Origin of the sequence: Providencia sp. PROV261 (assembly GCF_028477945.1) — a bacterium.
In the GTDB taxonomy this organism is placed as follows: Bacteria; Pseudomonadota; Gammaproteobacteria; order Enterobacterales; family Enterobacteriaceae; genus Providencia; species Providencia stuartii.
This window is the reverse complement of record NZ_JAMPMC010000021.1, coordinates 32,762-58,954: the sequence shown is the minus strand read 5'-3', so window position 1 is coordinate 58,954 and position 26,193 is coordinate 32,762. Positions and strand designations below refer to the sequence as shown.

At 43.1% G+C, this 26,193-nt stretch carries 21 protein-coding genes, 2 pseudogenes and 1 riboswitch; of the genes and pseudogenes, 8 read left to right on the top strand and 15 right to left on the bottom strand.

The window, feature by feature from the left end:
* From PR675_RS13280 to nudF, 9 genes and pseudogenes are all read right to left on the bottom strand, one after another.
* Nucleotides 1-234, bottom strand: a pseudogene (locus PR675_RS13280) (hypothetical protein); the annotation flags it as partial.
* Between the two features lie 253 nt (nt 235-487).
* A pseudogene (locus PR675_RS21015) lies at nt 488-911 on the bottom strand (transposase); the annotation flags it as partial.
* A 65-nt stretch (nt 912-976) separates the two neighbouring features.
* Nucleotides 977-2,389 (bottom strand): cell division protein FtsP, encoded by a 1,413-nt coding sequence (gene ftsP, locus PR675_RS13270; protein WP_040132433.1) that lies wholly within the window; start codon nt 2,387-2,389, stop codon nt 977-979.
* Between the two features lie 337 nt (nt 2,390-2,726).
* The gene (locus PR675_RS13265) at nt 2,727-3,461 is read right to left on the bottom strand and encodes a 1-acylglycerol-3-phosphate O-acyltransferase (RefSeq protein WP_014657639.1); all 735 of its coding nucleotides are present in this window, start codon (nt 3,459-3,461) and stop codon (nt 2,727-2,729) included.
* Nucleotides 3,462-3,606: 145 nt separating this feature from the next.
* Nucleotides 3,607-5,865: a DNA topoisomerase IV subunit A gene (gene parC, locus PR675_RS13260; RefSeq protein ID WP_272582760.1), complete on the bottom strand. Its 2,259-nt coding sequence runs from the start codon at nt 5,863-5,865 to the stop codon at nt 3,607-3,609.
* A gap of 39 nt (nt 5,866-5,904) precedes the next feature.
* On the bottom strand, nt 5,905-7,800 hold the full coding sequence (gene parE / locus PR675_RS13255; protein ID WP_004925119.1) for a DNA topoisomerase IV subunit B: 1,896 nt from the start codon (nt 7,798-7,800) through the stop codon (nt 5,905-5,907).
* Nucleotides 7,801-7,896: 96 nt separating this feature from the next.
* Nucleotides 7,897-8,478, bottom strand: coding sequence for an esterase YqiA (yqiA, locus tag PR675_RS13250; protein ID WP_040132435.1), 582 nt, complete (start codon nt 8,476-8,478; stop codon nt 7,897-7,899).
* Nucleotides 8,478-9,317 carry a 3',5'-cyclic-AMP phosphodiesterase gene (gene cpdA, locus PR675_RS13245; RefSeq protein ID WP_014657637.1) on the bottom strand — a complete coding sequence of 280 codons (840 nt, stop codon included), beginning with the start codon at nt 9,315-9,317 and terminating at the stop codon, nt 8,478-8,480. Before cpdA ends, yqiA begins: the two co-directional genes overlap by 1 nt.
* Nucleotides 9,318-9,425: 108 nt before the next feature.
* On the bottom strand, nt 9,426-10,064 hold the full coding sequence (nudF, locus tag PR675_RS13240; RefSeq protein ID WP_004925129.1) for an ADP-ribose diphosphatase: 639 nt from the start codon (nt 10,062-10,064) through the stop codon (nt 9,426-9,428).
* A 343-nt stretch (nt 10,065-10,407) separates the two neighbouring features.
* Here nudF and tolC point away from each other — a divergent pair, with 343 nt between their 5' ends.
* From tolC to PR675_RS13220, 4 genes are all read left to right on the top strand, one after another.
* Complete coding sequence (tolC, locus tag PR675_RS13235; RefSeq protein WP_004925132.1) at nt 10,408-11,784, top strand: outer membrane channel protein TolC; 1,377 nt, start codon at nt 10,408-10,410, stop codon at nt 11,782-11,784.
* 316 nt (nt 11,785-12,100) lie between these two features.
* Complete coding sequence (locus tag PR675_RS13230; RefSeq protein ID WP_127891330.1) at nt 12,101-12,304, top strand: hypothetical protein; 204 nt, start codon at nt 12,101-12,103, stop codon at nt 12,302-12,304.
* A 489-nt stretch (nt 12,305-12,793) separates the two neighbouring features.
* Nucleotides 12,794-13,492, top strand: coding sequence for a DUF1190 family protein (locus tag PR675_RS13225; RefSeq protein WP_004925139.1), 699 nt, complete (start codon nt 12,794-12,796; stop codon nt 13,490-13,492).
* A 6-nt stretch (nt 13,493-13,498) separates the two neighbouring features.
* Nucleotides 13,499-14,659 carry a glutathionylspermidine synthase family protein gene (locus PR675_RS13220; protein WP_060561409.1) on the top strand — a complete coding sequence of 387 codons (1,161 nt, stop codon included), beginning with the start codon at nt 13,499-13,501 and terminating at the stop codon, nt 14,657-14,659.
* 106 nt (nt 14,660-14,765) lie between these two features.
* Here PR675_RS13220 and ygiD read toward each other — a convergent pair whose 3' ends face one another.
* Together ygiD and ribB are read right to left on the bottom strand one after the other, a co-directional pair.
* Nucleotides 14,766-15,554, bottom strand: a complete 789-nt coding sequence (gene ygiD, locus PR675_RS13215) for a 4,5-DOPA dioxygenase extradiol (RefSeq protein WP_060561408.1) — start codon at nt 15,552-15,554, stop codon at nt 14,766-14,768.
* Nucleotides 15,555-15,719: 165 nt separating this feature from the next.
* Nucleotides 15,720-16,373 carry a 3,4-dihydroxy-2-butanone-4-phosphate synthase gene (gene ribB / locus PR675_RS13210; RefSeq protein ID WP_004925150.1) on the bottom strand — a complete coding sequence of 218 codons (654 nt, stop codon included), beginning with the start codon at nt 16,371-16,373 and terminating at the stop codon, nt 15,720-15,722.
* A gap of 156 nt (nt 16,374-16,529) precedes the next feature.
* Nucleotides 16,530-16,680: riboswitch (FMN riboswitch) on the bottom strand.
* Between the two features lie 282 nt (nt 16,681-16,962).
* On the opposite strand from ribB, the gene ubiK reads away from it, so the two are divergent.
* Nucleotides 16,963-17,247: a ubiquinone biosynthesis accessory factor UbiK gene (ubiK, locus tag PR675_RS13205; RefSeq protein WP_004925153.1), complete on the top strand. Its 285-nt coding sequence runs from the start codon at nt 16,963-16,965 to the stop codon at nt 17,245-17,247.
* A 94-nt stretch (nt 17,248-17,341) separates the two neighbouring features.
* Here ubiK and hldE read toward each other — a convergent pair whose 3' ends face one another.
* The 3 genes from hldE to PR675_RS13190 all read right to left on the bottom strand — a co-directional run bounded on the left by hldE (nt 17,342) and on the right by PR675_RS13190 (nt 22,677).
* Nucleotides 17,342-18,772, bottom strand: coding sequence for a bifunctional D-glycero-beta-D-manno-heptose-7-phosphate kinase/D-glycero-beta-D-manno-heptose 1-phosphate adenylyltransferase HldE (gene hldE / locus PR675_RS13200; protein ID WP_004925155.1), 1,431 nt, complete (start codon nt 18,770-18,772; stop codon nt 17,342-17,344).
* Nucleotides 18,773-18,843: 71 nt separating this feature from the next.
* Entirely contained in the window at nt 18,844-21,705 is a 2,862-nt protein-coding gene (gene glnE, locus PR675_RS13195) for a bifunctional [glutamate--ammonia ligase]-adenylyl-L-tyrosine phosphorylase/[glutamate--ammonia-ligase] adenylyltransferase (protein WP_053109743.1), read from the bottom strand.
* Between the two features lie 9 nt (nt 21,706-21,714).
* A complete protein-coding gene (locus PR675_RS13190) occupies nt 21,715-22,677 on the bottom strand; it encodes a CYTH domain-containing protein (protein ID WP_004925160.1) in 963 nt (320 codons plus the stop codon).
* 391 nt (nt 22,678-23,068) lie between these two features.
* On the opposite strand from PR675_RS13190, the gene PR675_RS13185 reads away from it, so the two are divergent.
* Both PR675_RS13185 and PR675_RS13180 read left to right on the top strand, forming a co-directional pair.
* Nucleotides 23,069-23,686 carry a TIGR04211 family SH3 domain-containing protein gene (locus PR675_RS13185; RefSeq protein ID WP_014657632.1) on the top strand — a complete coding sequence of 206 codons (618 nt, stop codon included), beginning with the start codon at nt 23,069-23,071 and terminating at the stop codon, nt 23,684-23,686.
* Nucleotides 23,687-23,695: 9 nt separating this feature from the next.
* Complete coding sequence (locus tag PR675_RS13180) at nt 23,696-24,940, top strand: multifunctional CCA addition/repair protein (protein ID WP_060561415.1); 1,245 nt, start codon at nt 23,696-23,698, stop codon at nt 24,938-24,940.
* 44 nt (nt 24,941-24,984) lie between these two features.
* On the opposite strand, the gene folB is transcribed toward PR675_RS13180, so the two are convergent.
* Nucleotides 24,985-25,344 carry a bifunctional dihydroneopterin aldolase/7,8-dihydroneopterin epimerase gene (gene folB / locus PR675_RS13175; RefSeq protein ID WP_004925173.1) on the bottom strand — a complete coding sequence of 120 codons (360 nt, stop codon included), beginning with the start codon at nt 25,342-25,344 and terminating at the stop codon, nt 24,985-24,987.
* Nucleotides 25,345-25,458: 114 nt separating this feature from the next.
* On the opposite strand from folB, the gene plsY reads away from it, so the two are divergent.
* A complete protein-coding gene (plsY, locus tag PR675_RS13170; protein ID WP_014657630.1) occupies nt 25,459-26,115 on the top strand; it encodes a glycerol-3-phosphate 1-O-acyltransferase PlsY in 657 nt (218 codons plus the stop codon).
* Nucleotides 26,116-26,193: the final 78 nt, after the last annotated feature.

Here is a 26,193-nt window from a genome sequence, read left to right as displayed (position 1 = left end):
TTTTTCATTCACATTTGAGTAGATTTCTTTCGTATAAAGCAACCCAGTAATTCCCATTGCAGAATCAAGAGCAACAACATAATTTATATCTCTATTACTCTTTTTTTCAGCAATAATTTTTCCTATATTAGAATAAAACCTATCATCAGATTTTTTTTTCAATTCACCTGTTTTAACTGTTATTTTTTCTAAATCAGTTTTGATATATTTATTGATTAGCTCCATTCTATTCATTATTTTATTCTTTCCATAAGAAACCTGTTATCAAATCGAGAAGTTTTACTAACAGAAAACGTCTCATCTATTCCAACTGTTATTTTGATACTCTTTACATTATCAATATTAGCACGTAAATATTCAAAGACGATCAACGACCGTCTAATCGCCGTGGTTAAAATAGCTTATGAATCACTTGCAGCTCTGGATTGATCGTCATGAGGTCTTCAATTATTTGGTTATAGATAGCTAGCATATTTTGTTTCCAACCCACCATATCCGGTGGTTGCTGTTGCCATAGTTTGAGTTAAGAATAACTTTGCCAGTCACTGCGCTAATCGCGGCAGGTGAGAGACTAAAAGCATACAGCTCTTCAATTCTCGGCTAATACCCGAGTAACTCATACTCAGAGCAAAAAACGTATTATTTTATGCTCGACCTCATTCGATAATGTCGCTTGGTGCTTTTTCACCCGTTACGGTTCGAAAGAACCATTACGATCAGGTCTCGTTGCCAGTTCAACGTTACCCGTTGATATTTTGATGGTTTTCTTAGTGATACCATTTCGGCGATTGGCATTGATATCATTCGCCAAATAAGAGTCTCAATGGGGTCAGGATACCGCCTTTGCCGATCAATACCTGCCCCTCTTGAAGTAATTTTAAGGTTTTATCAAAATCGAAAGGTTGTGTCATCAGCCCTTCCTTTTTGAGGTCGTTTACTAGGATGACACAGAATTTCTAACACTCCCGATTTAACATTAATTTTCGGGTGCCACGACCAGTTGCCCCACTGAGCCTAAATCCGCTTTTTCTAAATTGTTGCTGTAGAATAAAAATGGAAAGTGCTCATAGGATGGCTGCATCATTTGTACCAATAGTTCTGTTTTACCATCAACCCAAACTGTATCTTTCCAGCCGAAATCCTCCGGTGGTGTCGGTTGTCCATTACGGTTAATCACTTTAAAACGAACCCCTTCAATATGAAAAGGTTGAGGAACATTACTGGTTACGGCCCAGCGCTCCCACCCACCTTGTTGGCTTGATAGATCAATACGACGAGTATCTTTTGTCGTATTATTGATGCCATAAGGTTCATTAAGGTGAATATCACGATTACGAATAGATGAAGTGATCTGAGTTTTATCTTCAACTAACTGAGTAGGAACATCATCAGTCACCAAAGACATTAACCCTGTTGCTTTGATAGTCAACACATTGGTCGATATGAGTGTTGTTGAAGGTTCAAATAAACTCTTCACTCTATCCATAAAGCTCGCTGATTCACCCGCTGTAATGGTAAGCTCTTCTGTTTTTGCCATATCAATCAAGACTTCTCGACGTTCACCCGGTGCCAACGACAGTTCAGGCACTTTGACTGGTGATGTCAATAATCCTTGATCGGAGGCTATCATCACAAAAGGACGCCCATCGCTAATTTTCATGACATAGCGCCTCGAATTAGAGGCATTTAATAAGCGTAAACGGATCCAGCCACGGGAAACTTCAATATAAGGGTCTTGAACACCGTTAATTAATAACGTATCCCCAAGAAAACCGTCCTCATTGGCTTGGTATTCAGGAACCCCAAAATTATCTAAGCGCTTATCTTGGATAATAATAGGAAAATCATCGACGCCATAATGTTTTGGTAGTCGCAGATTCTTCGTTGAATCATCTTCAATGATCCACATCCCTAATAGACCATTATAAATTTGAGGCCCCATTTTGCCTTCTGTATTCGCGTGATACCAAAGGGTCGCTGCGGGTTGACGAATAGGGATCACAGGAGACCAATCGGCTCCTGAAGAGATTAACCTTGCCGCTCCACCTATTTGAGTACCAGGAACTTGCAGGCCACTAACTGTCATGGAAACAGACTCAGGTAAGCGATTACTATAAATCAGCTTAATATCATCGCCATTTTTTACTTTTACCGTTGGACCTGGATAAGAACCATTAACCCCCCATATATCCGCAGAGTATTTCCCATCAAACGACCAATGTATTTTTTGTAATGTCAAAAATAACGGCTGTCCTGATTTGGATTCTAATAATGGAGGAACAGGGAGCGGGTTTTTGCCATTACCGCTCGCAAAAGCATAGTTTGATGTATTGACCAAACACAAAGCCAGCCCTGCAATAAGCAGAAACTGACGCCGACTGAATGACATAAATTCTCCACTAAACTAAAAATAGCAGCGCTAATTATTGTTAGATATTCGCAATATAAGCCAATTTAATCGTTAATTTTAGGTTCGCGCTAGCATAACCCATCATTGGGCCATAATCTTAAACTTGATACAAATGGGTTGTAATGATATCGCGAAAATAGATGAAACTCTAAAAATATCTATAACGATAAATAAAATTTAATAGTCAAAAATGACAAGATAAAATGTAATTAGACGTGTAAACAGGATCATGTGATTCATTAAATAAAAACGCCCTTTTCTGATGAGATAACCTATTCAGAAAAGGGCGTCATGTTAAGTCATCGTGCCGAACAACTTATTTATTTTGCTTGTCTATTTCAGCAATCTCTTCATCGAGCTGCTTAATTTTAGCTTCCATCAAATCATGGCAATATTCAGCGAGCTCCCTGACTTGCTCCTTGGAATAGTTTTTTGTCTCTATTGGCTCTAACATTTCAACGATCACATGACCATTATTCCAACGGTTGAGTTTGATCCTTCCTTGAGTGGTAGAAACACAAACCGGTACAATTGGTACACCCGCAGCAATCGCCGCATGAAATGCCCCTGTTTTAAAAGGTAGCAACCCACGACCACGGCTACGAGTTCCCTCTGGAAACATCCAAATTGAAATTTGATGTTTTTTGATTTGTTCAGCCACTTGCGAAATTGTGTTATGCGCTTTTGAACGATTCGAACGGTCGATCAAAATATTCCCCGTGATCCAGTACAGAAAACCAAAAAACGGGATCAACACTAAACTTTTTTTCCCTACTGTCACCGTTCTTGGTTGAACACCATTCGACATTGTGACCATGTCATAGTTATTTTGGTGGTTACCAATATAAATGCTCGGGCCATATTTTTTCGCTTTTTCTGGAACGCGGTTAATAATTTTTATGCCAAATAATGTTGATAACCGCCCAAACATATGGCCAAAAACCATCACATGTTTTGGATCACGAGGGCTAAATAAACAATAAATTCCCCCAAATACACACACCAATATTGTATAAATAATCACAATAATGGCCCTAATCAGCGCTAGCATAGAGACCTCTGTCTAAATAATCAGAACTTGATTATCCTCGCCATACTTCAAGTGCAGCATTGTCAGCACGATTGATTCCGCTATCGGCTGGCTGACCTTTACGTATTTAGAGCATAATCAATCCCATAATAAAATTGCACTATTATTATTTGTCTGCATCCGCAGTTTCAACTTCAATTCGCTCAATATTATGCAAGCCACGAGGTAGTGATGTACCACGACGCCCTCTTTCTGCACGATATTTTTGCAACTCTTCCGATTTCAATCTCAGTTTCCGTTTACCGAAATAGAGCGTAATTGAAGCCTGTGCTGGCAGCACTAATAACCAAACAAGAAGGTCTTCACCACTTGCCGCTTGAGCACCGGTAATATTGATGATCTTATTACCTTTCCCTTTCGACAATTGAGGCAAATCAGCAACAGGGAACATTAACATACGACCAGTCTTAGTAATGGCTAACAGTACATCTTCTTGCTCATTATTAATCTCAATTGGTGTGAGGATCTTGGCGTTATCCGGCAGATTAATCAGAGCCTTACCTGTTTTGTTCTTGGTGACAAGATCATTAAAGGTACAAATAAAACCATAACCCGCATCCGATGCCATTAAATATTTTTGCTCATCTTGGGCCATCAGAACATGTTCGATGGTCGCCCCTGGCGGTAGTGATAAACGCCCGGTTAATGGCTCCCCTTGACTGCGTGCGGAAGGTAGCTCTAATGGGTCAACCGAATAACTACGCCCTGTCGTATCTAGGAAAACAACAGGCTGATTGGTTTTACCTCGAGCGGCACCTTTGAAACTATCTCCAGCCTTATAATTCAGGTTAGAAGGCTCAATATCATGCCCTTTCGCACTGCGTACCCAGCCCATTTCTGACAATACAACGGTAATCGGCTCTGAAGGTAGAATTTCATGTTCGCTCAATGCTTTTGCTTCTTCACGTTCACGCAGTGGCGAGCGACGCTCATCCCCATAAGCTTTGGCGTCAGCCTGAATTTCTTTTTTAATCAGCGTATTTAGCTTACGCTCGGAGCCTAAAATACTTTGTAATTCATCACGCTCTTTAATTAATTCATCTTGCTCGCCTCGAATTTTCATCTCCTCGAGTTTAGCCAAATGACGTAATTTTAATTCTAAGATAGCTTCTGCTTGCGTATCAGAGAGATTAAAGCGCGACATTAAGACAGGTTTTGGCTCATCTTCCGTACGGATGATCTCAATAACTTCATCAATGTTAAGATAAGCAATTAATAAACCGTCTAAAATATGTAAGCGTCTAAGAACCTTTTCTAAACGATGATTAAGGCGATTACGTACCGTTTGACGGCGGTAAACAATCCATTCATTGAGTATATCTACCAACCCTTTAACTGCTGGACGATTATCAAGACCTATCATGTTGAGGTTAACGCGATAGCTTTTCTCGAGATCTGTCGTCGCAAACAGGTGATTCATCACTTGTTCGAGGTCAACACGATTACTACGCGGCACAATGACTAGGCGTGTAGGATTTTCGTGATCGGACTCATCACGTAAATCATCCACCATCGGTAATTTCTTCGCGCGCATCTGGCTTGCAATCTGCTCAAGCACTTTCGCCCCAGAAACTTGATGAGGCAGAGCAGTAATAACCGCATTGCCATCCTCTTTTTCCCAAACAGCACGCATACGAACCGAGCCGCGACCATTTTGATAGATCTTACGAATATCCTCTCGGGAAGAGATAATTTCTGCTTCGGTTGGGAAATCTGGACCAGGAACATACGACATAATGTCATCCAGCGACAGCGTTGGCTTATCCAGTAGAGCAACCAAGGCTTGAGCCACTTCCCGTGCATTATGAGGTGGGATATCTGTCGCCATCCCAACGGCGATCCCCGTTGTACCATTGAGCAAAATATTCGGTAAACGCGCTGGCAACATTTTTGGCTCATTCAAAGTGCCATCAAAGTTAGGGATCCAGTCCACTGTGCCATGCGCAAGCTCGCTCAATAATACTTCTGCGTATTTTGATAGCCGTGATTCGGTATAACGCATCGCGGCGAAAGATTTAGGATCATCAGGCGCCCCCCAGTTTCCTTGACCATCAACCAATGGATAGCGGTAAGAAAACGGTTGAGCCATTAGCACCATCGCTTCATAACAGGCAATATCACCATGAGGGTGATATTTACCTAGTACGTCACCGACCGTCCTCGCTGATTTTTTATATTTCGCCGTATTATTAAGTCCTAACTCGGACATTGCATAAACGATACGGCGCTGGACGGGCTTTAGCCCATCGCCAATAAAAGGTAACGCCCTATCCATGATCACATACATCGAATAGTTCAGATAGGCGTTCTCAGTAAAGGCGTGGAGGGGTAAACGCTCTACGCCGTCATGAGTAATTTCACTCATTCAATACTTTCCTTACTCTTTTTGATAGCGTGATGAATGTTAGACTTCAATTTCAGCCATATCGCCTTTTTCTTGTAACCAGTTACGACGATCTTCTGAACGTTTTTTTGCTAACAGCATATCCATGACGGCCACTGTTTCTTTGTAGTTCTCATCATCAATGGTTAATTGAACAAGACGGCGAGTGTTGGGATCTAATGTCGTTTCACGCAATTGAATTGGGTTCATTTCCCCCAACCCTTTAAAGCGCTGTACATTGGGTTTGCCTCTCTTACGACTCAGCCTATCAAGCACGGCATTCTTTTCGCTTTCATCCAATGCATAAAACGTCTCTTTCCCTAAATCGATACGATACAGTGGCGGCATTGCCATGTATACATGCCCTTCTTTGACAAGCTTAGGGAAATGACGCACAAACAATGCACATAACAGCGTCGCAATATGTAACCCATCAGAGTCAGCATCCGCAAGAATACACACTTTCCCGTAACGCAATTGGCTTAAATCCTCACTATCAGGATCCATACCGATGGCAACAGAAATATCATGAACTTCTTGCGACGCCAGCACTTCATCGGAAGAGACTTCCCATGTGTTTAGGATCTTCCCACGTAAAGGCATAATAGCTTGATATTCACGGTCGCGGGCTTGCTTTGCTGAACCTCCCGCAGAATCCCCTTCCACCAAGAACAGCTCTGTCATACTTAAATCTTGGGAGCTACAATCTGCTAACTTACCGGGTAAAGCGGGGCCACTGGTTAACTTCTTACGCACCACCTTTTTAGCCGCACGCATACGCCGCTGAGCGCTAGCAATTGCCATTTCCGCTAACTGTTCGGCAACTTGAACGTTTTGGTTTAACCATAGGCTAAAGGCATCTTTTACGACGCCAGCAACAAATGCCGCACATTGGCGAGAAGAGAGACGCTCTTTCGTTTGCCCAGCAAATTGCGGATCTTGCATCTTAACCGAAAGCACATACGCACAGCGCTCCCAGATATCATCAGCAGACAGTTTTACGCCACGAGGTAAGATATTACGGAACTCACAGAACTCCCTCATTGCATCAAGTAACCCTTGGCGCAACCCATTCACATGGGTTCCCCCTTGTGCGGTTGGGATCAAGTTAACATAGCTCTCCGTGAGCAGTTCTCCGCCTTCTGGTAGCCATAAAAGCGCCCATTCAGCCGCTTCGCTCTCCCCCGAAAACTCTCCAGTAAATGGTTGATCCGGTAACAGCTCTAATCCATTAACGGCTTCCATTAAATAGTCTGTTAGCCCATCCGTATAGCACCAGCTTTGCTCTGTATTGTTGAGCTGATCCTTAAACGTGATTTTCACGCCAGGGCATAAAACCGCTTTTGCTTTTAAATTATGAGCTAAACGAGAAACGGAAAAACGCGGATTATCGAAATAGCTTTCATCCGGCCAAAAATGCACGCTAGTGCCAGTATTGCGCTTAGCGCACGTACCGATAACATGCAATTCTTCGACTTTATCGCCATTTTCAAAGGCAATTTGATAAATTTGACCATCACGGCGCACTGTGACTTCAATACGCTTAGACAAAGCATTAACAACGGAAATACCTACACCGTGCAAGCCACCTGAGAATTGATAGTTTTTATTGGAAAATTTACCACCAGCGTGTAACTGCCCTAAAATCAGTTCCACAGCGGAGACTTTCATTTCAGGATGGATATCAACGGGCATACCTCGCCCATCGTCAATCACTTCAAGTGACTGATCAGGATATAAAATTACTTCAATATGCCCTGCATGCCCTGCCAGTGCTTCGTCAACACTGTTATCAATTACTTCTTGTGCTAAATGGTTCGGTCGGCTGGTGTCTGTATACATCCCAGGGCGACGGCGAACAGGTTCCAAACCACTGAGGACTTCAATGGCCTCTGCGTTATAACTAGATTGAGTCATGTTGTCATTCTGCGGTAATAGGTGATTAATTGAACAACTCAAAGCGTTCAATCAGTGATTTACTGTTGATAATAACAGTGTACAGATGTTTTGGCATTATTTCTCTGCCAATCTCAGAAAATGGATGATTTGCGGAAAGTGATTCTCAAAACCAACAAAGGCATGATTACCTTGTGGTTCAACAGTTTGTTTGCATTTTGCAAGATAGGAAACCGCTTGGCGATAATCGAGCACTTCATCCCCCATTTGTTGTAACAACCAGATCAAATCGGGATGATCAACTTGTGGCAGATGCAATGCTTTCAGTTCATGCATATGCTTAGGCTCAAGAAAATACTTTTCATGCGTATAAGGATTGATATTTTCGCCAAGATAATCCTGCAAAAGATCAAAAGGACGCACTGCGGGATTCACCACAACGGCTGGGATCTGAAAACGCTGTGAAAACCAAATCGAAAAATAGCCGCCTAATGATGAGCCAACGAGCCCCATCGGCGCGTCTTTATGCTGTAGCACAATCTCTTCTAACATAGAAGCGGCTTGCTTTGGATAGTTAGGCAATTGCGGCACAATCATGTTGATGTGCGGGTAGCGCTCATTCACCCACTGTTTTAAGCCATTGGCTTTCGCCGACTGTGGCGAACTATTAAAGCCATGGATATAAAGAAGCGTCGACATTAGTAGCCGTCCGAATCAAAGTCAGGACTGAATTCTTTGGTATTTAAACGACACACTTGCGTACTAATATGCCTTTCCCCTTTCTCATTGATGGAGAGTTCGAGATAGCGCCAGCCTGGAGCGACGGTATCTAGTGCAAAGTTGGTACAATGAGGCTTAAACTGCACGCATGTCGAAGGCGTCGCTAATAAACGAATACCATGCCAGTATTCATCCATTTCTTGATGAATATGCCCACAAAGCATCACTTTAACTTGTGGATACCCTTTTAGGTAATCCGCAAGAATATGGGAGTTACGCAAGCTGTGCTGATCAAGCCAAGTACAGCCCGAAGGTAAAGGATGATGATGAAGCATCACTAAAGTGGTACGCTGAGGGCGCTTATCCAAACAGCTTTTCATCCACTCAAGTTGCTGCTCTGACAATTCGCCATGTGGAACGTCTTGCAATTGGCTATCCAGCATCAAAATTTGCCATTCATCACCAATCAAAATTTCTTTTGCACTTGAAATCCCCGCTAACTTTAAAGAGCTGACCATTGCAGGTTGGTAATCATGATTACCTGGGAGCCAAACACAGGGAGCCGGTAGACGCTCAATCCCTTTTGCAAAATGTTGGTAAGCTTCTGGTGATTGATCTTGGACTAAATCACCGGTTGCAACGATCAGATCGATAGGCAGATTTTGTTCTAAAATAGCATCAAGGACGGCATGATAGCTCTTGTGCGTGTTAATCCCCAATAGGGTATTCGCTGTATCAGCAAAGAGATGCGTATCAGTAACTTGTAAAATCCTGACTACCTTCGCATTACGAGCAGTCACTTCGAGCTGGCTGTCCAAAAGTTTTCCTTGTTCCAATAAAAAATGTCACCGTTATTTTGCTATTCTACCGTTAACAGTAGGTTAATATCTGCTAAATAGCACACACTTCATTAGATTAATTGTTATTTAAGACAGTTTCACCCATTTTTGTTGCAATTTTTTGTAATTAAGCTGTAGCCACTGGAGCACAATGACCGTTGCCGCATTATCAATAATCCCCTCCTCAACCCATTGATAAGCCTGCTCACGGCTAACCACATGGACACGGATATCTTCATTTTCTGATTTTAAACCATGGATACCAGAAGCATGGGAACTGTCAACCTCACCAACATACACATACATACGTTCAGAGGTGCCCCCAGGACTCGATAAATAGCTTAATGCTTTTTCAGTGCGACCAATGACCAATCCGGCTTCTTCGTCAGCTTCACGACGTACTACTTGCTCTGCAGTTTCATCGGTTTCTATCATTCCTGCAACCGCTTCAAGTAACCATGGCGTTTGACTGGTTTCTATGGCAGGCAACCTAATCTGCTCAATAAGCACAACCTTATCGGCTTCAGGATCATAGGGTAAGATAACGCCGGCGTGCCCGCGTTCAAAGACCTCACGAGTAATTTCTTCGCTCCAACCCCCCTCAAATAATCGATGGCGAAAGCGGTATTCAATCATTTGAAAAAAACCATTAAATAATTTACGCTTAGATATAATTTCAACATCATTTTTATTATATTTAATTGGCTGCTCTACATTTTTTGTCATAACAATCTCCTAAGCTGATGTTTTCCATATTAAGGAAAAATTATGGAATAAAACAGTTTTTAGGGCTTTTTCCCTTTATATGAGTTAATGTTTAAACAAATTGAGACAAAATGGCACAAAACGCTACCGTTAACCTATGCGATACTCTGTTACAATAAGCGTCAATATGAACTGAAATATATAGGCAACAACAAGGTCTGTTTTTGACAAGTATTTCTAGTGATGATGATTTATTTACATATAGGTTCCAGTTTGTCCTATTTATCTCGGCTCTCTCCTCACTTATGCCAGTGGGGCACAGGTAACAGGCTGAACTTATTTGCTGTTTAATCAAGGAATCCAAATGAAGAAACTGCTTCCCCTTTTTATTGCATTAAGTTTTGTGGGTCTCAGTACGAATAGCTACGCAGAAGATCTACTTCAGGTTTACCAAAAATCCAAAGAAAGTAACCCTGATCTAAGAAAATCATTAGCGGAACGTAACCAAGCTTTTGAAAAGATTAATGAATCCCGTAGCCCATTATTACCACAATTAGGTTTAGGGGCCGGTATAACATATGGCAGTGGTTATCGCGATACGAGAAATACTGAAAGCAACGGTCTCAATGCTTCTTTGAAATTGACCCAAGTCGTTTTTGATATGTCAAAATGGCGTCAACTCAGCGTCCAAGAAAAAACCGCGGGTATCACGGATGTTTCGTATCAAACCAGCCAACAGCAACTGATTTTGGATACTGCAACAGCTTACTTTAACGTATTAAAAGCGATTGACGCGCTATCCTATATCGAAGCAAATAAAGAAGCCGTTTACCGTCAACTCGATCAAACGACCCAACGCTTTAACGTGGGCTTAGTGGCTATCACTGACGTACAAAACGCCCGTGCAAACTACGATAGCGTGTTAGCACAAGAAGTTTCAGGCCGTAATGACTTAGAAAATGCGGTTGAAAAACTGCGTCAGGTCAGCGGTGTTTACTACAATCAACTGGCTTCACTGAATATCGATCGTTTTAAAACCGTGACTCCTGATCAGGTTGATGCAATTTTAAAAGAAGCGGAAGAGCGTAACCTAAGCTTACTGAGCGCTCGTTTAGCACAAGATGTTTCACGTGAAAACATTCGTTTAGCGGAAACTGGGCATATGCCAACCATCAATCTTGATGCGGCTACCAGCGTTGCCAATACACATAACCATGGCAGCAACTTCAACGGGTTAGATCGCAATAGCTATACTGGTCAAAACAGCATTGGCTTAACCTTAAGCTTACCACTTTATAGTGGTGGTGCGGTGAGTTCACAAGTTGAACAAGCACAATATGGTTTCCAAGGTGCCAGTGAGCAACTTGAGAGTGTTTATCGTAACGTAATTCAGTTGGTACGTTCTTCATATAACAACGTGTCATCTTCTATCAGTAGCATCAATGCGTACAAACAAGTCGTTGTCTCTGCACAAAGTTCATTAGATGCGATGGAAGCTGGTTACCAAGTGGGAACTCGTACGATTGTTGACGTGTTAACCGCAACTACCGCGCTGTATCAGGCAAAACAAAACCTGTCTAATGCACGTTATGATTACATGATTAACCAATTAAACATTGAGTTTGCTCGTGGCACACTCAATGAAGAAGATATTGCTCGCCTTAATGCAAGCCTAGGCAAAGAGGTTTCAACCTCACCTAGCAGCATTATTCGCAATATTGAAACACCACAAATTAGGTAATAACAACTTTAAAGGGGTCGATAAGTCGGCCCCTTTTTATTCGCGCCAACCTCCCTCCTTTTTTAACTTTCCTTTCTTAAACACGTTGATGATCACCACGGCCTAAATTGCACGCTGTCATCAGTGAAACATTTGTGTTTTCTCCTCCATCAATAAATTAACAAAATCTATTAATATAAAATAAATTCAATAGGTTACAATGAAATCTAGCATAAATTATGGAGTTTGCGTCAGTGAATGCAAAGCCATTTTTCTCAATAATTAGGGAGTGATATAAAACGAGCTCCTTAATTGATAGATAACAGATGGAAATATTATGAAGAGATTTATTCTTCTTGCATTATGCACGACGCTTATACTGCCAACTATGGGTGCACAAGCATCCCCACGCTCTCATCATACTGAGGCAAAAATTTCAGCATCACCAGTTAAAGCACATAAAAATAAAAAGCCAACACCACCGCCAAAAAAGAAAAAAGCCCCAAGAAAACATAAATCTAAAATTCCACCAAGACCATAATTGGGACTAATGTGCATGGGTGTGTTTATGAATTTAAACCACCCATTATTTAGCAAGCAAAGTATCTTTAACTGATAAAGCCCTTTTATTTAGTGAATAATCACCATAAAACAGGGTTTTTGATTTTATAAAAAGCCTAAAACATCATGTAGTAATAGTAGAAATTCGTATAAATATCGTTTTTGCTATCTAAAAGAGTGCAACCAGACTTTATTGATTATTTCTTTGTGCAAAATCAGCCAACTCTGATGAGAAACATTAAGTAATAAATCAAAAAACAAACAAAATATAATTTATTGAAATAAAACAAAAATAGTTATACTTTTTCTAAAATAACTTCTCTTGCGTATTAATTCTGACGAGGAATTTGCAAAATTTATTATTTAATCGCATTTCATTGGCATTTCTGCTTTAATTTTCAACGTATTTCCCCTATCCTAGAGTCAACAAAACTAACCTCTTACTCACTCTTAATTCAGGGTAATTACCATGACCATGAAGCGTACCAAGCATATTAATCAAGACGCATTTCGTAAGTCTTGGCGTTCATATCGCTTAGCACCCGTTGCTATTGCCGTTAGTGCTGTATTTATGCTCTCCGCTTGTGAAGAAAGCGATGAGACTGTTTCTCTGTATACCAATGCGCAGGATTGTAGCCAAGCTAATCCTTCTCAAGCTGAACAATGTACTTTAGCCTACAACAATGCATTACAAGAAGCGGCAAAAACAGCCCCTAAATATGCAACGAAAGAAGATTGTATCGCCGAATTTGGCGAAGCAATGTGTACTCAAGCACCTGCACAGGCTAGTTTCTCAAGTACCGCAGGTAATGGTGAACAAACAGCTCAAGCACAAAGTAGCTCTGGTAGCATGTGGATGCCATTGATGATGGGTTACATGATGGGTCGAATGATGGGCGGTAGTGCACCTTCACAACCTCTTTTTAGCTCTAAAAATCCAGCTAGCCCAGCTAATGGCAAATTTGTCGATGCTACAGGTAAAAGCTATGGTCCTGCTGTTGCAGGTGGGCGTTCTATCAGCGTACCAAAAACAGCAATGGCACCTAAGCCACCAACCACTTCCACCATCACTCGTGGTGGCTTTGGCGACACGGTGAATAAGCAAGCGATGGCACAGAAATCTTCCTCGTCTAAATCTTCTTCATCTTCCCGTTCAATGGGTGGTTGATAAGTAATGAAACGAGTACCAATTATTGAGCGCCCTGATTGGCGCGAAAAAGCAGCTGAATTTGGCTTTGGTTTTCATACCATGTATGGCGAGCCATACTGGTCTGAAGACGCTTACTATCAATTCTCAATGGCGCAAATTGAAGAAATTGAAGATGCCACTGCTGAATTACACCAAATGTGTTTAAAAGTGGTTGAACGGGTTATTGAAAGTGATGAGTTACTTGCACGCTTTCAAATCCCAAAACACTGTTGGGAGTTTGTACGCCAATCGTGGAAGACGAGCCAACCTTCGCTCTATTCACGCCTTGATCTGGCCTACGATGGAGTTAACCCTCCTAAGCTACTAGAGAATAATGCTGATACACCGACATCGCTCTATGAGTCAGCCTTTTTCCAGTGGATTTGGTTGGAAGATCAGGTCAATGCAGGGAAACTACCTGAAAACGCCGATCAATTTAACAGTATTCAAGAGCAGTTGATCGAACGTTTCACTCAGCTTAAAGATCAACATGGTTTCCGTCTGCTGCATATGGCGTGCTGCCGTGATACCGATGAAGATCGTGGCACTGTTCAGTACCTACAAGATTGTGCTCATGAAGCAGGTGTCGCAACTGAATTCCTTTATATGGATGAAATTGGCTTAGGTGAAAGAGGTGAATTCACAGATACACAGGATCAGATCATTAGTAATCTGTTTAAACTGTATCCGTGGGAATTTATGCTCAGAGAAATTTTTTCTACCAAATTGGAAGATGCCGGTGTACGTTGGTTAGAGCCAGCTTGGAAGAGCATTATTTCGAATAAAGCACTGCTACCAATGTTATGGGAAATGTTCCCAAATCATCCTAATTTGTTGCCAGCTTACTTTGCTGATGGCGAAAAACCAGAGCTTGAAAGTTATGTGATCAAACCACTATTTTCTCGCGAAGGGGCGAATATTCGTGTGATTGAAAAAGGCCAAGAGATTGCCTCAGCAGATGGTCCATATGGCGAAGAAGGCATGATCATCCAGCAGTTCCATCCGCTACCTCAATTTGAAGGTAACTATACATTAGTAGGAAGTTGGTTAGTGAATGATCAACCTGCGGGTATCTGTATTCGCGAAGACAAAGAGCTTATCACTCAAGACCTCTCTCGCTTCTATCCTCATGTCATTATTGACTGATAGACAAACGGCATGTTAACCATGCCGTTTTCTTCCACTAAAAACACAAGGCAGTAAATTTACCTTCAACGCGGGAAAGTCATTTTTGTTTACCTTTCCTAGCCTGTTATTCACCTACTTGCACCGATAGCATGCTCAAAGAGCCTGATACAATCCCTTCTGTCGGGGTAGATATTGCTTCTTTACCATCCCAACTACCAATCACATACAACAAAGGTAAAAAATGCTCCGGTGAAGGGTTAGAACGCCTCCCATCTTCCCGTATAAGAGCCGCTGTCAAAGGGTGAGGTAACTGCTTGCTTGTTAGGTGCTCAATCACAAATTGCTCAAACGAACGCGCCCAAGGGTACGCCTCAACATTCGCATTTTGCCAATTCATTTCCCTCAGATTATGCACCACATTCCCACTAGCCATAATCATCACTCCCTGCTCTCTTAATGAGGCCAGCTTACGCCCCACTTCTAAGTGCCAAGCCGCAGGTTTTGTTCCATCAATACTCAATTGAACGACTGGAATATCTGCTTGAGGATACATACGAACGAGGATCTCCCATGCACCGTGATCTAGCCCCCATTCACTTTTATCTAAATAGACTGGTAATGGCGCTAATAAATCGGCGACTTGCTGAGCTAGTTCAAGGGAGCCTGATGCTGGATATTGCATTTGATACAAAGGTTCAGGAAAGCCGCCAAAATCATGAATGGTTCTTGGCTGAGCCATCGCGGTGACCGCGGTTCCTCGAGTATACCAATGTGCCGAGATCATCAAGATAGCTTTGGGTTTAGGCAGCGACTGCCCAAGAGCTGCCCATGCCTGAGTATATTGGTTATCTGATATCGCATTCATTGGGCTGCCATGGCCAATAAAAACCGCTGGCATTTTGTTCGCTGACATGAGTTTCATGCTCCATCTTACACATTATTATCTCAGCATACGCAGTTTAATAATAAATCACAGTAGATGGTGCTGAGCATCTTCGTCAAATAAATTGAATAAGCCACAAAGGTGTGCAACTTTGTGGCTTAAAATTCGATGCTAAATGTCTAACTCTCTGTTTGCTTAGCTCGCTTTCTTTTCCATCTGCAAACGGTATGCAACCAGATCTTCAATTGTTAAAACGGTCATACCATGTTCTTTAGCAAAAGCAACGACGTCCGGTGCGCGAGCCATTGTGCCATCATCGTTAGTCAATTCGCACAACACTCCCGCGGGTTTAAACCCAGCTAGTGTCGCTAAATCAATGCTCGCCTCTGTATGACCACGACGAGTCAGAACCCCGCCATCACGACCACGCAGCGGGAACACATGCCCTGGATGATGTAGATCTGCCGGCGTTGCATTATCAGCAATGGCAGCACGGATTGTTGTGATACGGTCTGCTGCTGAAACGCCCGTCGTTACCCCTTTAGCTGCCTCAATCGTTACCGTAAAAGCAGTATTGTTTTGGCTGGTATTATTTTGCACCATCATAGGCAATTCAAGCTGTTTACGGCGTTCTTCCGTAATGCACAGGCACACAATCCCGCTACTATAGCGGATAGTCATGGCCATTTGTTCTGGCGTCATTGTTTCTGCGGCAAAAACAAGGTCGCCTTCATTTTCACGATCTTCATCATCGAGCACAAGCACACCTTGGCCTTGGCGCAATGCTGCAATGGCACGTTCAACACGTTCGATTGGATTACCGAATTCGGAAAGTAGCGTCTGATTCATGGTAAAAACCTCTTAAGTAATAATTTATTAGTTACCAGAATCAGGGCAGTCTTAGGAGTATGAGAACTGAATAAACAAAACAGCCACGAGTGTGCGCTCTGCCAATTCAGATATGAAAAGCAATACAGTGCTTCGATAGCACAATGATGCTAATACCGTTATTCTCTCCCATCCGGACTATAACCGTCGGCTCCAGATTCACACTGGATCTGCTGACCTTTACCCTAACAAATGATAAAGCGCTCGCGGGCTTCATGCCTAGGCATGTTACCGCCGGTGGGGACTTCCACCCCGCCCTGAGATAAGCGCATTCAATATAACGCCAATAATTACAACGTGCAACGGGCAAACCCAAAATTAACGGCTAACTCACATTTTCTGTCAAAAAAAATCAATAAAAAAACGAAGCGTTATTCATTCGAGTCACACATTAGATACGCTTAAGTGAAGATGAGTAATTGAGGAAGACAGGCCTATCTTGCACACCTTTATCTCAACTTGCTGCACAAGGTGCATATGGGCTTTATTACAAAGCATTCTAGTATTACACTATCGGCAAATTGATCTTTTAAAACTTAAGGACCCGCGAATGCTCGATCCGAAAAAAATTGAACAAGTAGCCCGCCAAATTCAAGGTGCTTTACCAAAAGGCGTCCGTGATTTGGGTGAAGATTTTGATAAGAAACTACGTTCACTGCTTCAGTCACAACTCAGTAAACTTGACCTTGTAAGCCGCGAAGAGTTTGATATTCAAACCCAAGTGTTATTGCGTACACGCGAAAAGTTAGCGCAAATGGAACAACGAGTGAAAGCATTAGAAGAGCGTTTTGGTGAACCAAAAGCGCTTGAAGAGAAGCCATCTGAACAAGAATAATTTCTTGCTCCCCTAGGCGGTAGCGCTATACGACGAATTTTGATAAGACCTGTGCCACATCTATCACAGGCCTTATCAACGGTATGTTTGTAGCTTATTTGCTGGTTTTCATAATATTTTTAATGATATTCGTCGTTGAAATACCATCTTCAAAGTTCAGTACTTTAACCTCACCACCCGCAGCCCAAACTTCCTCGCTCCCAGCTATCTCTTCAGGGCGATAATCTCCCCCCTTCACCAGAACATCAGGTAGCACTTCACTAATTAAACGTTGTGGCGTGTCTTCTTCAAAAGGAACGACCCAATCGACAGATTCCAACGCTCCTAGCACAATCATACGCTGCTCCAGCGGATTGACGGGGCGAGTTTCCCCTTTAAGGCGACGCGTCGAAGCATCACTATTTACGGCGACGATTAGCCTATCCCCTAGCTTACGAGCATTAGCAAGGTACGAAACATGGCCTGCATGCAGAATATCAAAACAACCATTTGTCATCACCACACGTTCGCCACGCAACCTCGCGTTTGCCACAGCCTGTTTTAGCTGCTTTTCATCCATCACACCAAAACCGTTATCGGCACGGCCGCGGATCGCATTCTCTAACTCGATAGGGGAAACGGTTGAAGTCCCCAATTTTCCAACGACCACACCTGCCGCAGCGTTAGCTAACGCACATGCCTCATGCAGAGGGCGACCTGAAGCAATAGAGGCCGCCAATACGCCAATAACCGTATCCCCCGCCCCTGTTACATCATAAACTTCTTGCGCTTCTGTCGGTAAATGTAGCGGTGGCTCATCACGGCGGATCAGGCTCATCCCTTGCTCAGAGCGTGTGATCAATAACGCTGTTAAATCGAGGGATTTCAATAAATTCATCCCCTTCTCTTCAACATCTTGGTTATCACGGCAACGACCGACAATGGCTTCAAACTCAGACATATTTGGTGTCAGCAACGTCGCCCCACGGTAGCGTTCAAAATCACTCCCTTTTGGATCAATCAGAACAGGCACGCCGGCTTTGTTTGCCAAGGCAATCATTTTTTGTACTTGCGATAATGCCCCTTTAGCATAATCTGACAATACCAATGCACCAATATGTGGCAAGGCTTGTTCAATACGTTCTAGCAAAGGTTGAACATCAATATTTTCAAAGCCTTCTTCAAAATCAAGGCGGATCAGTTGTTGATTACGTGACAACACCCGTAATTTCGTAATCGTGGGATGAGTTGGGATTGCCACAAAGTCACAACGTACTTTTACAGCATTCAAACTTTCAGTGAGTGCTTTTGCCGCATCGTCAATTCCCGTCAAGCCAACAAGGCGAGAGTTGGCGCCTAATGAAGCAATATTCATGGCTACGTTAGCAGCACCACCAGGACGCTCTTCAACCATATTGACTTTAACCACCGGCACCGGTGCTTCTGGTGAGATACGACTCGCTGGGCCATGCCAATAGCGGTCTAACATGACATCACCAACAACAAGTACACCTGCTTGTTTATAATCAGGGAGTGTTACTTTCATCCCAAAACTCCAGTTTTCAAAAGGAAGCTGTAATTAATTAACGCGATATTATCACAAAGCAATAGGCCGCGTTAATGATGCGATTCGACCGCCCCTAGCCATTTTTCCCAACTCGCTAAAACCTGTTCACGCTCAACGACAAACTGGCTGATATCCACTCTACTTGGCAATGATTGCAAAGCAAGATGATGTAATTCATCACGCATAGTCACATACGCCTGAGTTAAAGCATTGGCTTCATTTTCAGGCATCAACGCATGTTGAGCCATAAGTTCAAAGATACGGACATTATCAGACCAACGAGTTAACGATGGGTTTTCAGGTGCGTAGCGTAAAACAAGGTATTGTGCGATAAATTCAATATCGGTAATGCCACCCGGATCAGCTTTCAAATCAAATAGGTTACTTTGATGGCTCCCTAAGTGTTGATGCATTTTCAACCGCATATCACGTACTTGCTGACGTAATGTTTCTGCATCTTGTGGAGTACATAAGGTTTCATGGCGAATACGATTAAACTCTTGTTGTAATCTAGCATCGCCAAATACCATTCTAGCTCGGATCAATGCCTGATGTTCCCATGTCCATGCTTCATTTTTTTGATAATCATCAAAGGCTTCAATGGTACTGACTAACATACCAGACTCCCCTGATGGCCTTAAACGGGCATCCACTTCATACAGTACCCCAGAGGCTGTACGGGTACTAAATAGATGAATAATGCGCTGTGCAACACGTAAATAAAATTGCCTTGCGTCTATTGAACGCTCACCATTCGTGACAACCCCGATAGGGCAATCGAATAGAAACACCAAATCCAAATCGGAACTGTAGCCAAGCTCCCAGCCGCCTAATTTCCCATATCCCAATACCGCAAAACCATATTGTTTTTCATCTAATTGAGCAAGATGTGCTGGCTCACCGTAGCGTTTCACCATTTTTTGCCATGCTTGATGAACAACGGCATCAATGATCGCTTCAGCCAAATAGGTTAAATGATCACTGACTTTCATCACTGGCAAGACGCCCGTAATATCTTCCGCAGCAATACGCAATAATTGTGCTTGTTTAAATTGCCTTAATGCCTCTAGCTGTTGCTCTTCATCTTCTTCTGGCACTCGCATTAAATATTGACGCAATTCATCACGATATGCGGTTAAAGGTAGAGGTTGGTAAAGGGACTTCGGATCGAGTAGCTCATCAAGCAATAATGGGTGGCGGGCAAGCTGCTCCGCAATCATTGGGGATGCGGCACATAAGCGAATAACGTGAGTCAATACTTCATCAAATTCAAGCATCAACTCTAAATAGGTTGTTCGGCTAACTATGCTTAATAAAAGTGGTGTTAGACGTTCGACAACTTGCCCTGCATCCGCCCGCTCTCCCACTTTTGCCAATAATTTAGGCATTAATTCATCAAGAACATCTCGCCCACGCGGCCCTATCGTGCGTTTATTGAGGTCGTGACGAAACATCAAAATGCCATGAATGATTTTCTGGGCAACTTCCTCGTCCTGAGAAGGCAAGTAAGGGGCTAACTCCTCTTTAGTAAGCTCTCCTTGCCACAAGGTGATATAGATCTCATCGAAGCTATCTTGACGCTCTTCTTCATCATCCTGACCAATTTGTTCAGTAAAAATATGATGAACCATCGCCATTTTCTGCATGAGTTCTTGATAAAAAGCCTGCCAGTGTTCAAAGCCCATCCCCCAAGCTAAACGGGCTTGATTGAGAGCATCATCTGGTAGAGTCTGGGTTTGCTGGTCATCAATACTTTGCAATAAATTTTCCACCCGCCGTAAAAAGAGATAATTCTCTTGTAGCAGTTCGACTTGCTCGGCAGGAAGCAGTTCAAGCTCTCGAATACCTTTCATGGCTAGCAGTAATGATTGTGATTGCAGTGCCGGTTCGCGGCCGCCACGGATCAACTGAAAAACTTGAGTGATAAATTCAATTTCTCGAATGCCACCAGCCCCAAGTTTAATATTATCGACCAGCCCCCGACGGCGAACCTCTCGCTCAATCATATTTTTCATATTACGCAGCGATTGAATCACACTAAAATCGATATAACGGCGATAGACGAAGGGACGTAGTAACTGACGCAATGTATCTGCATAATGTAGGCTATCTGGCCCCATAATACGTGCTTTAACCATTGCATAGCGTTCCCAATCACGCCCTTGCTCTTGATAATAATCCTCTAAAGCAGAGAAACTGAACACCAAAGGCCCACTGTCACCAAATGGGCGTAAACGCATATCGACACGATAGACAAAGCCCTCAACCGTGACTTGATCGAGGACGCGGATCAACTTTTGTCCTAGACGGGTAAAAAATTGCGCGTTATCTAGCTCTTTGCGTCCACCGCGTGTTACGCCATTTTCGGGATAGGCAAAAATCAAATCGATATCAGAAGAAAAATTAAGCTCTCCACCACCCAGTTTCCCCATTCCGAGAACCAGTAATGGCTGTGGGTTACCTTCGCTATCACAAGGCGTTCCCCACGATTGACTATATTGCTGATATAACCAATCTCTTGCGGCAACGATCACAGTTTCCGCTAAATGACTCAGTTGCTGTAAAGTTTCTTTTTCCGAACTGATCTTTAAGGCTTGCATCCAAGCGGCTCTGACTAGCATTTGATGGCGAAATGTCCGCAATACTCGCATCAAATGATCTTCATCTACCACCGATTCCAAATCCTTTCCAAGCCACTGCTCATAATGTTGCCATTCGCTAGGGCTAGGTCGTTGCTCACGGATCTGCTGCAAAAAACGTGAATGCGCTAAAACCTGCTTTAACACAAAGTCACTAAAACTTAGTACGATGGCTTCTTCATCACTCAGAGGCAGTAATTCACTTCCATGATCGGCCAAACGTGCGATAACCCGCTCTCGTTGGCTGTGTAGCAACTCAGGAAAAGGATGCATATCAACACCTTAATGAATATCAGTATATTTCAAGGCAATTAACCACTGCGTGAAGGCCAATTTACATTTTAACCAGCGGCTGCTGTAGCAAAAGGTTTCTGCACTCAGTTTATCATCGGCAAGATCCGCGCGAAGCTGCTCTAAAGGAATATCCTGCACAAACTGGGGGGCAGAGTTGCGATAATGCACCAAAAACGCTTGGACAAAGCGTAAAAAGACATCAAGCCCTTCACGGGCACCCGCCTCATCGGCTAGCCAATAGGCTTCATGCTGTTGGCTTAGCTGCTGCATATGCATCAATGCTTGTTCTATGGGCTGTTGCTCATAATCAAACACCGTTTCTGGCTGTTGCAATGGCGCGCGCTCTGTTTGCATCAATGAATAGCCTCTTGCAGCTTTACTGGTGGAAGAGAGGCGCAAACCATCAATGTCGGCTAGCTTTTTCGCTAAATTCAGTACATCTGCAACGAAACCTTTTTTAAGTTCTAATTCAAATTCTTGAATAGGAAGATCTCGGGAGCCAGCAGAAATTTCCCCCTGATCGAAAACAATTTCGATTTCACTGTCTTCAAATGTCACTAGCCATTTTTCACGGGTAAAATTAGTACTAAAAAGGATCTGTAATTGTGACTGTAATTGCTGGACATCGGTGCCTTCTGGCCAAATTTCGACGGGAAAAGCGGGTAAATTGAGCTCTGGTGCATCAATATCAACATTATATTCAGGACGTTGATGCAATCCGCCAATCACTTGTCCTGCCGTTTTAATGGTCATTTCATAACGACCATCACAACCGCGAATACGCAATCCCATATCCCATTGGCGCAGTTGACGTGTTTCAGTATCGAAATAGATATTAGTCAGTTTCTTTGGTTCAGTATGTTGGTGGGAAAGTGTCGATAAAAATTGGCGTACTGGCTCGATTGCCGTGGTTTGAGCAGCCAATTTCAGTTCAACTTCTAGGTGGCTCATACATTTCCTTAATTGATAATTTCTCTGCAATTATATTACCCCAATCAGCGCCGAGTGAGAAAACAAAGCGCAAAGAAACCAAAAATTCTATGCTCTCAATTTATTTCAGGTGTTTATGTCAAGAAATGCAAGGAATTATACGCTATATAGTGAGTTAGGATAGTTCCCATTCTGGTTTTACATTTGCACACGCACACTTAACTCTTTAGTATTTGTACTCGTCGTACTTCAAGTTGTCGCAACACGCTGAGTTTTTGTTGACTAAGTCATCCGCGCGAATGGCATCGCTATCTATTTCGCTCACTCACCGTCTAGCCGCAACTCGAATGATCTAGAGTATGTCTACACATATGCCGCATTCATTCACCATAAATAATAGAAAGTAAATACTATGCGAAAAATACCATTACTACTCCTTTCAATCATGGGGCTAAGCCTATCAGTCAGCACCGTTGCCGCTGAAAAACGTTATATTTCTGATGACTTATCAACTTATGTGCATAGTGGGCCAGGAACAAAATATCGGATTGTTGGCACACTCAATGCGGGTGAAAGTGTTGAGCTTATCTCAACGGATGGTAATTTCGCTCAAGTCAAAGACGAACGTGGGCGTACAGTATGGCTTCCAGAAAACCAACTCAGTGACACACCGAGTATGAAAATACGTATTCCTGAGTTAGAAGCCGAAAATCAAAAATTACGTCAGCAACTCGAAAATATTGATAATACGTGGAATACACGCACGGCGGATATGCAACAGCGCGTTGCCGATAACGATAAAATCGTCAACCAATTGAAAGCCGAAAATGAAAAATTGAAAAATGAGCTTATTAAGTCTGGCAAGAAATTAGAAATTGCGGAAGTTAACCTTGATGACCGTCGTCGTGAACTCATATTACAATGGTTTATGTATGGTGGTGGCGTTGCGGGGGCTGGGCTTATTTTTGGTCTGATCCTGCCGCATATTATTCCGCGCCGTAAAAAACGTAATGATCGTTGGATGAGCTAAAAATTAATGATGAAAGTATATCTGGTCGGTGGAGCGGTACGAGATGAACTGCTTGGCCTTCCGGTCTCAGATAGAGACTATGTGGTGGTAGGGTCAACACCTGAAACGATGTTGGCCCAAGGTTTCCAGCAAGTGGGGAAAGACTTCCCGGTATTTCTTCACCCTCAAACCCATGAAGAGTACGCTCTAGCAAGAACTGAGCGCAAAACAGGCGCAGGGTATACTGGATTCAGTTGCTATTCCGCCCCAGACGTGACCATTGAAGATGATCTTCTACGCCGTGATCTCACTATCAATGCCATCGCTAAAGATGACCAAGGACAGTTGACCGATCCCTATAATGGGGTCGATGACTTAAAGGCGAGAGTCTTACGTCATGTGTCTGAGGCATTTGCTGAGGATCCACTACGCGTTTTACGCGTAGCGCGTTTTGCCGCTCGTTACGCTGAACAAGGTTTTCATATTGCCCCCGAAACCCTATCGTTAATGCAAACCATGACGGCATCTGGTGAACTTACTCATCTAACCGCTGAACGTGTTTGGGCAGAAACCGAAAAAGCCTTGAAGTCCAAATCACCGCAGGTCTACTTTGAGGTACTCCGTCAATGTGGGGCCCTTGCCGTGCTATTTCCCGAAATCGATAATTTGTTTGGCGTGCCAGCTCCTGCCAAATGGCACCCAGAAATTGATACGGGGATACACACCCTAATGGTGTTACGTATGGCCGCCCAACTTTCCACTGATGTTGATATTCGCTTCTCTGCACTGTGCCACGATGTCGGTAAGGCACTCACTCCCAAAGCTATCTGGCCTAGCCATCCTCATCATGGCGAAGCTGGCGTTGCCCTAATCGATAACTTGTGTGATCGCTTAAAAATTCCTAATAGCGCGAGGGAGCTTGCACGCCTAACCGCTCGTTTCCATGATAAAATTCATGTCATAAATCGATTAACAGCCCAAGAGCTGGTTCAATTATTTGATGGATTAGACAGTTGGCGTAAACCTGAGCGAATAGCCCAATTGGGGGTGATTAGTGAAGCTGATGCGCGTGGTCGCGCTGGCTTTGAACAGCAAGCGTATCCACAAGCGGAGTTTTTTCGCCAAGCTTTTCATGTTGCCCAAACGGTTAGCGTTAAGCCTATTGTTGAGCAAGGGTTTCAAGGTCCCAAAATCCGAGAAGAGCTGACTCGCCAACGCATTGAACAGATTGAACAGTGGCGGCAACAGCAAACACTGTTACCTATTAATGCCTAACCGATAGTTGGCGGCGATACACCGCCCTATCTTTCTTTTCAGTTTTAAGCGGGTCTAGTGCCTCTTTCAATAATAACACCCACACTTTTCGCCCGCACAACTGCGCCTGGCTTAGCAACTTTAATGCGTACCCAAGGGCAACAAAAATGACCTAATAGAAGTTGAGCGACTTCTTCCGCGACACGTTCTACTAAGCCAAATTTGTTTTTACTGACATGATCCATAATGGCTTGGCTAATTTGCGCGTAATCGAGACAATCGGTGACATTATCGCTCCTTGATGCTCGTTTGTTATCCCATCCCATTTCGATATCGAGCACGAGTTTCTGCTCAATTTTTTGTTCCCAGTCATATACACCAATGGTGGTGATGACTGATAATTGTTCAATAAATACGATATCCATCACGTCATTTTCTCGTTTATGTGCTGAATTGATACCACTTCATGGAAAATATGCGTATTATCCAATGAGTGAAATAAATTGTGTATATATACCCCAACTGTTTTGGAGTTTGCTATGAGTGCAACCGCGCTTGGCATGATAATCTTTGCCTACCTTTGTGGCTCAGTTTCAAGTGCTATACTGATCTGCCGATTGGCAAGATTGCCCGACCCTCGTCAACACGGCTCAGGTAACCCTGGAGCAACCAACGTCTTGCGCGTCGGCGGTAAATTAGCCGCAGCCGCAGTGCTCATTTGTGACGTCCTAAAGGGGATGATCCCGGTTTGGTTGGCTTATTATCTAAAAGTTCCTCCATTCTATCTTGGCTTTGTCGCGATTGCAGCTTGTCTGGGACATATTTACCCCGTTTTCTTCCGTTTTAAAGGCGGGAAAGGTGTCGCAACGGCATTTGGCTCTATCGCCGCTATCGGCTGGGATCTTTCTGGCTTAATTGCGGGCACTTGGTTACTCACGGTACTTCTTAGCGGCTACTCTTCATTAGGTGCCATTATCGGTGCACTACTTGCCCCATTCTATGTTTGGTGGTTTAAGCCCGAGTTCACCTTCCCTGTGGCGATGCTCTCCTGCCTCGTCTTAGTCCGCCATCATGGTAATATTCAACGTTTATGGCGCGGGCAAGAAAGCCGTATTTGGCAAAAGCTCAAAAATAAGAAACAAAAAACCCCGAAAGAAATCGCTCAAGAAGCAAAAGAGCAGGAACAAGAAGATTAATATTAAGAGGCTGTCATAACAGCCTTTTTTATGCTTTCAACATAATTGACCTACTCCTATCCAAACTCTGTACCAAAC